Origin of the sequence: Hydrogenophaga sp. (genome assembly GCF_051860785.1) — a bacterium.
GTDB lineage: Bacteria > Pseudomonadota > Gammaproteobacteria > Burkholderiales > Burkholderiaceae_C > Hydrogenophaga.
Window position 1 is genome coordinate 30,496 of record NZ_JBIMLB010000019.1, and the last position, 12,127, is coordinate 42,622.

The 12,127-nt window shown below is 67.8% G+C and carries 13 protein-coding genes; all 13 read right to left on the reverse strand.

From position 1 onward, the window contains the following. Positions 1-665: 665 nt before the first annotated feature. The 13 genes from ACTIF6_RS20555 to ACTIF6_RS20615 all read right to left on the reverse strand — a co-directional run bounded on the left by ACTIF6_RS20555 (position 666) and on the right by ACTIF6_RS20615 (position 12,115). Complete coding sequence (locus ACTIF6_RS20555) at positions 666-986, reverse strand: hypothetical protein (protein ID WP_182120478.1); 321 nt, start codon at positions 984-986, stop codon at positions 666-668. Next, positions 968-1,114, reverse strand: coding sequence for a hypothetical protein (locus ACTIF6_RS20560; protein WP_182120552.1), 147 nt, complete (start codon positions 1,112-1,114; stop codon positions 968-970). Before ACTIF6_RS20560 ends, ACTIF6_RS20555 begins: the two co-directional genes overlap by 19 nt. A gap of 32 nt (positions 1,115-1,146) precedes the next feature. After that, positions 1,147-2,067, reverse strand: a complete 921-nt coding sequence (locus ACTIF6_RS20565; protein ID WP_182120479.1) for a D-hexose-6-phosphate mutarotase — start codon at positions 2,065-2,067, stop codon at positions 1,147-1,149. A gap of 84 nt (positions 2,068-2,151) precedes the next feature. Continuing rightward, positions 2,152-3,498 (reverse strand): DUF3422 family protein, encoded by a 1,347-nt coding sequence (locus ACTIF6_RS20570; protein ID WP_182120480.1) that lies wholly within the window; start codon positions 3,496-3,498, stop codon positions 2,152-2,154. Further along, complete coding sequence (locus tag ACTIF6_RS20575; protein ID WP_182120481.1) at positions 3,495-4,049, reverse strand: hypothetical protein; 555 nt, start codon at positions 4,047-4,049, stop codon at positions 3,495-3,497. Before ACTIF6_RS20575 ends, ACTIF6_RS20570 begins: the two co-directional genes overlap by 4 nt. Continuing rightward, a complete protein-coding gene (locus ACTIF6_RS20580) occupies positions 4,049-4,693 on the reverse strand; it encodes an OmpW/AlkL family protein (RefSeq protein WP_182120482.1) in 645 nt (214 codons plus the stop codon). Before ACTIF6_RS20580 ends, ACTIF6_RS20575 begins: the two co-directional genes overlap by 1 nt. Positions 4,694-4,918: 225 nt before the next feature. Then, entirely contained in the window at positions 4,919-5,578 is a 660-nt protein-coding gene (gene rpiA / locus ACTIF6_RS20585; protein WP_182120483.1) for a ribose-5-phosphate isomerase RpiA, read from the reverse strand. Beyond that, complete coding sequence (gene tpiA, locus ACTIF6_RS20590; protein ID WP_182120484.1) at positions 5,578-6,366, reverse strand: triose-phosphate isomerase; 789 nt, start codon at positions 6,364-6,366, stop codon at positions 5,578-5,580. Before tpiA ends, rpiA begins: the two co-directional genes overlap by 1 nt. After that, the gene (locus tag ACTIF6_RS20595; protein WP_182120485.1) at positions 6,359-7,354 is read right to left on the reverse strand and encodes a cytochrome d ubiquinol oxidase subunit II; all 996 of its coding nucleotides are present in this window, start codon (positions 7,352-7,354) and stop codon (positions 6,359-6,361) included. Before ACTIF6_RS20595 ends, tpiA begins: the two co-directional genes overlap by 8 nt. Continuing rightward, a complete protein-coding gene (locus tag ACTIF6_RS20600) occupies positions 7,351-8,736 on the reverse strand; it encodes a cytochrome ubiquinol oxidase subunit I (RefSeq protein ID WP_182120486.1) in 1,386 nt (461 codons plus the stop codon). Before ACTIF6_RS20600 ends, ACTIF6_RS20595 begins: the two co-directional genes overlap by 4 nt. 40 nt (positions 8,737-8,776) lie before the next feature. After that, positions 8,777-10,195 (reverse strand): pyruvate kinase, encoded by a 1,419-nt coding sequence (gene pyk, locus ACTIF6_RS20605; RefSeq protein ID WP_182120487.1) that lies wholly within the window; start codon positions 10,193-10,195, stop codon positions 8,777-8,779. A 19-nt stretch (positions 10,196-10,214) separates the two neighbouring features. Next, positions 10,215-11,252 carry a class II fructose-bisphosphate aldolase gene (gene fba / locus ACTIF6_RS20610; protein ID WP_182120488.1) on the reverse strand — a complete coding sequence of 346 codons (1,038 nt, stop codon included), beginning with the start codon at positions 11,250-11,252 and terminating at the stop codon, positions 10,215-10,217. A gap of 62 nt (positions 11,253-11,314) precedes the next feature. After that, entirely contained in the window at positions 11,315-12,115 is an 801-nt protein-coding gene (locus ACTIF6_RS20615) for an HAD-IA family hydrolase (RefSeq protein ID WP_182120489.1), read from the reverse strand. Between the last annotated feature and the right edge of the window lie 12 nt (positions 12,116-12,127).

Consider the following 12,127-nt stretch of genomic DNA (forward strand, 5'->3'; position numbering starts at 1 on the left):
AAAAAGGAAACAAATCAAGGATTTGCCAGCCAGTCATCCGTGTTTCGCGGAGGTTCGAACGCAGCTGGCACGAAGCGTGAGCAAGAAGTGACGACCCATCACGCCATTCCGGGCATCCGAGGTCAAGGCCCGGAGACATCTACATGAAGTCGTTCTACGAGGTGACGCGCCGCCAGGGCATGAGAACAAGCCGCGCACACCGATGCTGTGGCGTTATGGGCTGGAGTACACCTGTTGTTCCGAGGACTCCATCCGCTCGACCCACCCCGCTGGCCGAAGACATTGTGGTGTCAATGATCTCGCTGGCCGATGCCGGCAACCAGCCACGGCTGCAGCGGCCATAGCGGACAGGGGCTGCGGCGCTTCTCGGCGTCCATCACTGGCAGCGCTCGCGTTCACGTGAGCGGCCCTACACGGGTGCAGCGGTTCTTGTCGAGATTTCTGGTTGTCGTTGTTGTGGCGCTTGCCATTGAAGGACTTGTTGCAACCTTCAAGGCCGCGCACGAGGACCCACGTCAGTTGTACTTTGCGTCGTGCATCGTCGCCTCTTGCGGTGTTCTGCTCGCAGGCTGGGACTTGTTCATACGGTTCAACAGTTATGCGGAGAAACTTGAGCCGGAGGCCATGGCCGAGGCGAATCAAGAGGGCACTAAGATTAGCTTGGACTAGAGCTTCCACAGCCGGCACCACCATTGCGGCTCGACCGGGACTGGCAACTCGGGCAGGTCGCACCACTTCCGGTGTGGCAGGTAGTAGATGCACTCGGCGCAACGCTGTTCGATGCCACCGAGTTCAACCGGATGCGGCGCGAAGCCGCCGATGTCCAGACGACCCACAAGATCCTCGGCAGGCAGGTCCGCTAGGCGGTCGAGAATGGCCTGGAACTCAATCTGGTTGGCCGGGAACGGTGCCATCTGCGTCGACATGCCAGACGACGGCATCTCCCCGATCCGCATGCGCAGCAGGTTCAGAGCAACGCGGTCCATCGTGCTCCAATCCAAACGAAGTTCTCCAGGTAGTGCGGCTGGTGGAACTCCGCCACCTTCTTGCGTAGGCCCGAGGTGCCGGGCTGCTGGCCGGCAAAGGGCTGGGTCGGCAAGCTGACGATCGCCATCGACGGTTCTCCTGTTGGAGCGGTGCGAGCCTTCAGAGCGGCAGCGCGGCGTAGCTCACCGACAGGGTGTGGCTGCCGCCGGCCGGCACGGTGACCACGTTGTCCAGAGCATTGGCCGACTCCACGCAGACCATCTCGCGCCAACCGCCCTGTCCGGCGCGGCCGGGTCCGAAGTCGCCCATCTTGTCGGCCTTTTCCGCCCAGGGCGTCCAGACCACGGTGGCACGGCTGCCCGTCTTCGCGATCTCTATGCGACGCTGCAGCCCAGGGTCGACGATCACGCAGTCGGCGCCGGTGTTCAGGTAGACGCGGTCCACCTCGCCCGCGAACCGGACGGCGCCCCGCTGCACCTTGCGCACAGCGCCCGCCACCTTGTCCACGTACTCGCACGCGTCCAGGCCCTGCACCTCGACGGCCCCGATGTCGCTGATGCCCAGATAGGTGTGCAAGGCCTCGCCAAGGACGAGGTCCTGCGGGCCGGGGTTGTGCGTGGTCAGCTCGATGCGCAAGCGCCTGCCGACGCTGACCCTCAGCGCCAGCCGGGCTTCGTGCGGCCACTGCGCCCGCGTGGCCTCGGTCGGCGTCAGGGTCAGGCCGATGCTTGTCGAGCCGTCGGGCAGCGCCGCCGTGTCGCAGAGTTCCCAGGGCACCGTGCGTGCAAAGCCGTGGCCGGGCCAGCCGCTTTCCGTGACATGAGGGCCGAACCACGGCCAGCACACGGGCGCACCGCCGCGAATCGACTTGCCCGGCGCGAACGTGGCCAGCGGTGACAACCAGACCACGGGTTCGGCCTGGTCCTTCGGTCGCCAGCTCATCAGGTGGGCGCCTTGCAAGCACAGGCTGGCGCTGCCGTGCGCGTTGTCGATGTCGGCAAAGGCCAGCCCGTTGGTCCCGATGCGCAGGCTCACGTGACCGGGAATCGCGTGGCGCGCGAGCAGTGTGGGGTTCGACATGGCATTCCAATTATGGGCGGGTGAAAGGGTCCGCGCCGAAACCGAGTCCCTGGCTCGACGGTCTTTGCAGCGGGCGCATCGGACTCAATGCCCCTCGACTCGGCTGTGAATCCGGCGCGTCAATCGCCACACGCCCCACAGCACCAGCGGTATCGCGGCGCCGGCGGCGAGTTCAGGGTGGATGGGAACACCCGCCGCCTTGGCCGCTTTGCCAAGGTACAGCAGAAGGCTGACCACGTAGTACGAGATCGCCGCGATCGACAGGCCCTCGACCGTGCTCTGCAGCTTCAACTGGAGTTGCTGGCCCCGAGCCAGCTTGGCCAGCAGCTGCTGGTTCTGCGCTTCGCGGGCGATGTCCACGCGTGTGCGCAGCAGCGCGCCCGCACGCTCGATGCGCTGCGACAGCGATGCCAGTCGCCTGGCGGCCGATTCCACGGTGGCCATCGCGGGCGCGAGCCGGCGCAGCAGGAATTCGCCGAGCGTCTGCGTGCCGGGGATGGCCTGCTCGCGCAGCTCGTCGATGCGCGAGCGCACGAGCGCGTAGTAGGCCTCGGTGGCGCAGAACCGGTAGCTGTGCATCGCCGTGGCCCGCTCGACGCGGGCAGCCACGGCAGTCAGCGTGTCCAGAAGCACGGCGTCGTGCAGGTCCCGCGCCTCCGTCAGCGATGTCAGCTCGGAGACGGCGTGCTCCGCCTCGCGCAGCAGGGTCTGCAAGGACTTGGCCACCGGCAGCCCGCGCAGGGCCAGCAGGCGGTAGGTCTCCATTTCGAGCAGCCGTGCCGCCAGCCGCCCGACGCGCGTTTCGCCGGTACCGGTCTGGGCGATCACCACCATGCGCTCGTAGCCGCTCGCGCGCAGCCGGAAATCGCTCACCACGCAGCTGTGGCCGTTGCGCCCCACGAGTGAAACGACGACCGTGCGATCGCCGAACCAGTGCCGTGCGCGCTCCAGCGGCGCCGCGACCTCCTCGGCGCTGCCGGCGAGGATGACCAGTTCGATCGCCGCCAGCGTGTGCCCGGGGATGCCGCGCAGCCACTCATGGTCGATGACCAGCGCGGCCAGCAACTCGGGATCGCTCGCGCCCTGGGTCGCCTCGGCGGGCAAGGGTTGCACGAGGGAGTAACGCGTGACTTCGGTGTGGCGTTCCCACTTCAGCGTGCCGCAAGGCAGGCGCAGGCGCAGGAAGTGGCCGGCCAACTGCTCGCCCATCAGCAGGCGCTGGCCCGGCAGCTGCCGCAGGTGCTCGAGCTCGCGCTCGATCGGCACACCTTCGTTGAGCACGGCGACCTGCAGCACCAGGGCCGGCAGGCGAATCCGCGCCGTCGGCCGTGCGTGCACCTCGTCGTGCAGGGCGCGCCGCTCGGCGGCGTCGGCAGGCAGGGCCAGCGCGGCGGGGTGGCCCGGTGGTGGTGGCGTGTCAGGGTCGGTCATGGTTTCGGCCCGGCTTCAATCGGGTGGGGCTTCAGCATGCCGTTGCGGAGCGTCTCGGTGATCACCATCCACGGTCCATCGGGCGTCTCGACTGTATAAGTGCGGGTCGCGCTGGCATCGGGCCATCCGACCACTGCCCACGGCCGCGCGCACAGCGCGTCGTCCAATCGGGCCCAAGGTGCCCGCCTGATCCAGAGTCGCTCGAGCAGATGCCCGATCGGTCTCTCGCCGCCTTCGATCTCCTGGGCCACGTCGCGCGGCAGCGTTTGCGTCGTGACGTACGCCAGGCTGTCCAGCATCACTGCACCACGCGAGGCCAGGCAGCTGAAGCGTTCGATCAGGCGCGTGCCGGGCAGGGCGCAGCGCACGGGCTCGGGCGGATCGTTGCACGCACGTTGCTCCAAGACGTGCAGCTGGATCGGTCCGCCGGCAATCGTCTCGCACAGGCGCGTGGTCGAGCCGTCTTGCGCGCACAGCGGCAACAGCGCCCGCGCCACTGCGGCGTCGGCAGGCGTCGACACGCCGGTACCGAAGCGCCGGCGCTTGAGCATCAGAAGCGGTATCCGACACCCACTCCGACCAGCACAGGATTGACCTTGAGCTTGGAAATCGTGGTGCCGCCCGACTTCAGGTCGGTACGGATCCAGGCCTTCTTCACGTCGATGTTCAAAGACCAGGGACCGCCGAGGCCGATATCGATTCCTGCCTGGAGAGCCGGTCCGAAGCTGTTGCGGTCGAGGGTGAGCGGCCCGGTCACGCCGTTGCCCAGTTTGACGCTGGACAGGTTCGTGTAGTTGATGCCGGCGCCGACGTAGGGACGGAACTGCCCGTCGGGGAGGAAGTGCCACTGCACGGTCAGCGTCGGGGGAAGGGCCTTGAACGACCCGGCATCGAATGCACCGACCGCGCTCGAGGTCACCCGCGCGTCGAGCTTGGTGAAAGCCAGCACCAGTTCGGCAGCGATTTGTTTGGTGAAGAAGTACGAGATGTCGAGCTCGGGGGCCCACTTGTCCTTGACAAGGATGGCGTCGGCTGGCACGGCCAGCGAGGGAATCGGACTGGAGTTGTTCGCCGGGTCGATGTGCAGTGCGCGCACGCGAACCAGCCAGGGGCCGGTCTGCGCGTGAGCGGTCGCGGTGCCGAGCACGGGAGCAAGGGCGAGGACGGCGAGTGCCAGGGTTTTGGCAAGGGTCATGAGGTAAGTCTCCAAAGGGTTTGTTTTCGGGCGTGGCCCAAGGCCGCCTCATTCGGGCAAGCCCAATCGGCCGTTGGGTGGCAGTGGTGCAAACGCTGTTTGCACCCGGGAGACTGCGACGCAAGAGGCGTGCCCCGGAGAACCCCTTTTGGCCACCCGCAGCACCGAGTGTCGGGCGCCAGGATCGATGGCGGTCGTGCGGATCATCGCCATCGGCGTTGCCGGTCAAAAGTGAAGCACCTGAACGCCGTCAACCCTGCCGAGCAGGCACAGGTGGGCGTGGTGGCGCGCGAAGAGCCCGACGGTGACCACGCCCGGCCACTGGTTGATCTCGGCTTCCAGCGCGGCCGGATCGGTGATGACCAGGCCATGCACGTCCAGGATCGGATGCCCGTTGTCGGTGACCACGCCCTGGCGCAGAGCCGCGCGCCCGCCGATGGCCTCGAAGCGGCGCGTGATGCGATTCGCAGCGATGCCGATGACTTCCACGGGCAGCGGGAAGCGCCCCAGGACGCCCACTTGCTTGGAGGCGTCGGCGATGCACAGGAAAAATTGCGCCAGATCGGCCACGATCTTCTCGCGCGTCAGCGCCGCGCCGCCGCCCTTGATCATGTGGCCGCGCGGGTCGATCTCGTCGGCTCCGTCCACGTACAACGCCAGCTGTTCGACATCGCCGGCCTCGAGCACGCGGATGCCGTGGCCGCGCAGCCGCGCCGTGCTCGCGTTGCTGCTCGACACCGCGCCGGCGATGCCCTCGCGCAGAGTGGCCAGCGCGTCGATGAAGTGGTTCACCGTCGATCCGGTGCCCACGCCGATGATGCCGCCGGGCGGCACGTGCGTCAGCGCCGCACGGGCGACCATGGCCTTGATCTCGTCCTGCGTCATCAAGTGACCCCCTGCGCCAGCCGCTGTGCCGTAATGGCTACGGCCATGAACTCGTCGACGTTCAACGAGGCCCCGCCCAGCAGGCCGCCATCGACGTCGGGCATCGCCAGCAGCTCGCGCGCATTGGCCCGCTTCATGCTGCCGCCGTAGAGGATGTGCACGCCCGCGGCGATCTCCGCATCCGCCTCGGCCAGGCAGCGGCGGATGAACGCGTGAACGTCCTGTGCCTGCTCGGGCGTGGCCGTGGCACCGGTGCCGATCGCCCACACGGGCTCGTAGGCCACGACCGCATCGGTGAACGCGCTCGCCCCGGCGAGATCGAGCACCGCGCGCAACTGGCGCGCCACCACGGCCTCGGTAGCGCCTTGCTCACGCTCCTGCAGCGACTCGCCGACGCACAGCACGGGCGTCATGCCGGCCCGGCTGGCCGCGAGGAACTTGTGTGCGACGACGGCGTCGCTTTCGCCGAACAGTGCGCGCCGCTCCGAGTGGCCGACCAGCACGCAGGCGCAGCCGAACTCCCGCAGCATCTGGGCCGACACTTCGCCGGTGTAGGCCCCGCTTTCATGCTCCGAGACGTTCTGGGCGCCCCAGGCCATGCCGCTGTCGCCCAGGCATCGTTGCGCCTCGGGCAGGTACAGGAAGGGCGGGAACAACACCAGCTGCACGAGGTTCAGGCGTGCCATGGCACCGTCGGCGTTCGCAGCCGCCAGCGCCTGCACGCCGGCCAAGCTGCCGTTCATCTTCCAGTTGCCGGCCACCAGGAAGTTGCGGCGTCGGCTACCCATAGCGCAGCTCCGTCGCCTTGCCGCCAAACACGCGGTACGAGTAGATGGTGTAGGCAACGATCGCTGGCACCGAGATGCACACGCCGACGAGCGTGACCTTCAGCGTGGCCGGGCTGCTGGCGGCCTGCCACATCGTCAGCTTGTCGATCACGACGTAGGGATAGATGCTGTAGGCCAGGCCGACGAAGCCGAGCACGAACACGGCGATCAACAGCACGAACGGCAGCCAGCACAGCTCGCCGCGCACCAAGCGCGTCGGCAGCACGCGGCGCAACACCAGCAGCGCGCCCGCGGTGGTGGCCGGAATCACCAGCAGCGCGATGATCTGCGGCAGCGCGAACCAGCGCTCGCGCACCGTGGTGCTGATCCAGGGCGTGGCCATCGAGATCAGCACCATGCCCAGCACCACCGGCCACCAGGCCTGCTGCGCCCAGCCGACGGCCTTTGCCTGCAAGTCGCCCTCAGTCTTCATGACGAGCCAGGCGGCGCCCAGCAGCACGTAGGCGGCCGGCAGCGTCAGCGCGATGGCAGCCGCGAACAGCGGGTAGTTCCAGCCCTCGCCGAAGCCGCTGATGTAGCGCCCGAGCATCCAGCCTTGCATCATCGACGCGAGCAGCGAGCCGCCGAAGAAGAGCCGGTTCCAAGCCGCCTTGTGGCTGTCGTGCGCCTTGACGCGGAAGTCGAAGGCCACGCCGCGCAACACCAGGCCGACCAGCATCAGGGTCACGGGCAGGTAGAGCTCGGTCAGGATCAGGCCATGGGCTTTCGGGAAGGCGATCAGCAGCATGCCCACGCCCAGCACGATCCAGGTTTCGTTCGCGTCCCAGAACGGCCCGATCGAGGCCACCATGATGTCCTTCTCGGCGTCGGTGGCGCGTGGCAGCAGCATGCCCACGCCCAGGTCGTAGCCGTCGCTGAGAACATAGACAAGCATCGACAGGCCCATCAGAGCCAGGAAGATCAACGGCAGGGCCTGGTCGAAGCTCATCGGGGCTCGCCACCACGCGTCGGGAACATGGCGGCAGCGACCGGCGCTCCCCCCGGGGCGGCGATGGCCGGCGACAGATCCTCGGGCTTTTCGGCCATGTGCTTCAGAACGAGAACGTAGGCGACGAGCAAGGCCAGGTACAGCGTGACATAGATCGCCAGCGTGAACGCGATCATCGAACCGGGTACGTTCGAGGCCACGTCGGCCACGCGCAGCAGGCCGTAGACGATGAAGGGCTGGCGGCCGATCTCGGTGACGTACCAGCCCGCGACCGTGGCCGCCCAGCCCGAGAAGGTCATGCCCACGAGAACCCACAGCAGCGGTCGCTTCAACGCGGCGGCACGCCAGCCGGCGCGGCGCCCCATCCACCACGACACCCAGCTCACCAGCAGCATCAGCGTGCCGACACCGACCATGACGCGGAACGCCCAGAACACCGGCGCCACGGGCGGGTGCCGATCGCGGAACTCGTCGAGGCCCTTGATCTCTCCGTCCCAATCGTGCGTGAGGATGATGCTGGCGCCTTTTGGGATGCCGATCTCGTAGCGATTGCTGCGTGTGGCCTCGTCGGGCCAGGCAAACAGCAGCAGCGGCGCGCCGCGCTGGGTCTGCCAGACGCCTTCCATCGCCGCGACCTTCTGCGGCTGATGCTCGAGCGTGTTCAATCCATGCAGGTCCCCGACGAAGATCTGCACCGGGATCAGCAATGCCGCGCAGGTGACGCCGACGCGCAGCACTCGCGGGGCCATCTGCGGAGCCGAACCGCGCAGCACCTGCCAGGCGCTCACGCCCGCCAGCACGAATGCACAGGTCAACCCCGAAGCCAGCAGCACGTGGGCGAAGCGGTAGGGGAACGAGGGGTTGAGGATGACCTCGGCCCAATTCTTGACGTGGAACACGCCTTCCACGATCTCGTGCCCGGCGGGCGTCTGCATCCACGAGTTGAGCACCAGGATCCAGAACGCGCTCACGGTGGTGCCGAAGGCGACGAAGAAGGTCGCGAAGCCATGGACGCGCTCGCTCACGCGCCCGTGACCGAAGAGCATGATGCCGAGGAAGCCCGCTTCCAGGAAGAAGGCGGTCAGCACCTCGTAGCCCAGCAGCGGGCCGGCGACGTTGCCGGCGCGCTCCATGAAACCGGGCCAGTTGGTGCCGAACTGGAAGCTCATCGTCACGCCGCTGACCACGCCCAGCGCGAAGGTCAGCGCAAACACCTTGGTCCAGAAGCGGTAGGCCGCAAGCCAGGCGCCCTCTTGCGTGCGGCGCCAGCGCCAGCGGAAGAACATCAGCAACCAGCCCAGCGCGATGGTGATCGACGGGAACAGGATGTGGAAGGTGATGTTGGCGGCGAACTGGGCGCGGGCCAGGAGGAGGGGGTCCATCGGGGGTGCTGCTTTGTGTTCTGTCAGGACGTGGCAGGAATCACACCGTCGCGATGCGCATCAGGTTCGTCGTGCCGGGCGTGCCGAATGGCACCCCCGCGATGGCGACGATGGTCTGGCCACTCTCGGCAAAACCCTCCTGCTGCGCGACGGCGCAGGCTTTGGCAGTCATCTGATCGACATCTGCCGCGTCCTCGATGTGTACCGAGTGGATGCCCCAGGCCAGGGCCAGGCGGCGCGCGACGCCCAGGTTCGGCGTCAGGCTCAGTACCGGCGCTTCGGGGCGCTCGCGGGCGACGCGCAAACTGGTGTGGCCCGAGCTCGTGTAGCAGACGATGGCGCTCGCGTGCACGAGCGCGACGGCATGGCGCACGGCGCAGCACACGGCGTCGGCTGTGCCTGCGGTAGCGGGCGCGCTCGGGCGCGACATACTCATCAGCTGCTGGTGCTGCGGGTCGGCTTCCACTTCGGTGATCAGGCGGCTCATCATGTCCACCGCCTCGACCGGGTAGCGGCCCGCGGCGGACTCGGCAGACAGCATGACGGCGTCGGCGCCGTCGTAGATGGCAGTGGCCACGTCCGAGGCCTCGGCACGCGTGGGCACCGGGCTCGTCACCATCGACTCGAGCATCTGCGTGGCCACGATCACCGGGCGCCCGAGCCGGCGGCAGGTTTGCAAGATGCGCTTCTGGATGCCGGGCACGCGCTCGGCCGGCAGTTCCACGCCCAGATCGCCGCGCGCCACCATCACGGCGTCGGCGCATTCGGCGATGGCGTCCAGCTGCTCGATGGCCGAAGGCTTCTCGAGCTTGGCCACGATGGCCGCGCGCTGGCCAATCAAGGTTCGCGCCTCGGCCACGTCTTCGGGCCGCTGCACGAACGACAGGGCGATCCAGTCCGCGCCGAGTTCGAGCGCCAGCGCCAGATCGCGCCGGTCCTTGGCGGTCAGTGCGCTGATCGGCAGCAGCACGCCGGGCACGTTGACGCCCTTGCGGTCGGACAGCTTGCCGCCAATCACGACACGGGTGTCGGCGAAACTGGCGCCGCAGCGCTCGACGACCAAGCGCAGCTTGCCGTCGTCGAGCAGCAGTTCGGCCCCCGGCGCCAGTGCCGCGAAGATCTCAGGGTGCGGCAGGCCGACGCGGCGCGTGTCGCCCGGCGCATCGTCGAGTTCGAGCCGGAACGGCTGCGACTCGGCCAGCATCACCGAGCCCTCGGCAAACGTGCCCACGCGCAGCTTCGGACCCTGCAGGTCAGCCAGGATGCCGATCGGGCGGCCGGCTTCGCGCTCGAGCTCGCGCAGGATGGTGAAGCGCTCACGATGCGCCACCGCGTCGCCGTGGCTGAAGTTCAGGCGAAAGACATCGACGCCGGCGGCGAACAGCCGCCGGATCGTGTCCTTGTCGGAACTGGCCGGGCCGAGGGTGGCGACGATCTTGGCGTTGCGGTGACGGCGCATGCTGTAGTGCTCTCGCGCGTCACACGTAGCGGGCCGACATTGCCTCGAGCGGCAGCGGCTTGATGCGGGCCCCTTGGCCGGCACAGCCGAAGGCCTCGAAGCGCGCCTTGACCACGCCGCGCGCGGCCTTCTTCGCCGCCTGCAAAGCCTTGCGCGGGTCGAACTCGCTCGGGTGCTCGGCGAACACCTGGCGCATCGCCGCGGTCATCGCCAGCCGAATGTCGGTGTCGATGTTGATCTTGCGCACGCCGCTCTTGATGCCGCGCTGGATCTCCTCGACCGGCACGCCGTATGTCTCCTTGATGTCGCCACCGTACTTGCGGATGATCGCCAGCCACTCCTGCGGCACGCTGGACGAACCGTGCATCACCAGGTGCGTGTTCGGCACCGCGGCGTGGATCTGCGCGATGCGCTCGATGGCCAGGATGTCGCCGGTGGGCTGCCGGGTGAACTTGTAGGCGCCGTGACTGGTGCCGATGGCGATGGCCAGCGCATCGACGCCGGTGCGCGCGACGAAGTCCTTCGCCTCCTCGGGGTTCGTGAGCATCATGTCGTGCGTGAGCTTGCCCGCGGCACCGACGCCGTCCTCCTCGCCGGCCTCACCGGTTTCGAGCGAACCCAGGCAGCCAAGTTCGCCTTCGACCGAGACACCGATCGAGTGCGCCATCTCGCAGACCTTGCGCGTGACCTCGACGTTGTAGTCGTAGCTCGCGGGCGTTTTCGCGTCTTCGAGCAAGGAGCCGTCCATCATCACGCTGGTGAATCCCGAGCGGATCGACTGCTGGCACACCGCCGGCGAGGCGCCGTGGTCCTGGTGCAGCACGATCGGGATATCGGGGTGCATCTCCACGGCCGCCAGCACCAGGTGGCGCAGGTAGGGCTCGCCGGCGTACTTGCGCGCACCGGCCGAGGCTTGCAGGATCACCGGTGACTGCGTTTCCTGCGCCGCCTCCATGATGGCGTGGACCTGTTCGAGGTTGTTGACGTTGAAGGCTGGCACGCCGTAGCCGTATTCGGCGGCGTGGTCGAGCACTTGGCGCAATGAAACGAGGGCCATGGGGTTCTCCGGTGAAGTCGTTGAGTGGGCAGGAAGTCGGTGGGATGCGGGAAGCGGGCTGGCTAGGGGTAGTCGCTGATCGTGTCGCGTTGCGTGAACCAGTCGGCGATGTCGGCCAGACGGATGCGGTCATCCTGGCCAGCGTTTGGCTGCGGAGAGCGAGCACCCGGCGCAGGGCGCCAGCCTTCGCGCGTGTGCAGACCCAGCCCGACGGCGATGGCGCCCTCGACCGCCGCCTGGGCGAAGTAGAAGCTGCGGGTGACGATGACTGGGCAATTGGCGGCACGCGCCGCCGCCACGCCACCCGGCGAGTCCTCGAGGGCGACGGCTTCGAGCGGACCGACGCCCAGCGCCTGCATGGCCTTGACGAAGACCTCGGGATCGGGCTTCTTGCGCTGCACGTCCTCACCGCAAACGACAGCGCCGAACCAATCAGCCCAGCGCTCACCCATGTGCTTGCGCATCAGGGCTTCCAGGTTGGAGCGGCTCGTCGTCGTCGCGATGGCCATGCGAACGCCCTGGTCAAGGCACTCGTGCATCAACTCGAGCACACCCCCGCGCAACGGGATTCCCGTGCCGGCGACCAGTTCGGCGTACAGCGTGTTCTTCTTGGCGTGCAGCGCACGCGCCAGCGCGTCGCGCTCGCCGGCCAGCGGCGGTGCGTCGGGCCGGCTGTTCATATCGTGCATCAGGCGCTCGCGCCCGCCGGTGACCTGCAGGAGTTGCCCATAGCGGGCATCGTCCCAGCGCCAAGGCAGCCCAAAGGCCTCGAAGGCAAGGTTGAACGCGACCCGATGCCCGTCGCGCTCGGTCTCGGCAAGCGTGCCGTCGACGTCCCACAGGAGTGCTTTGAGTTTGCTCATGGGCGGCGTTCC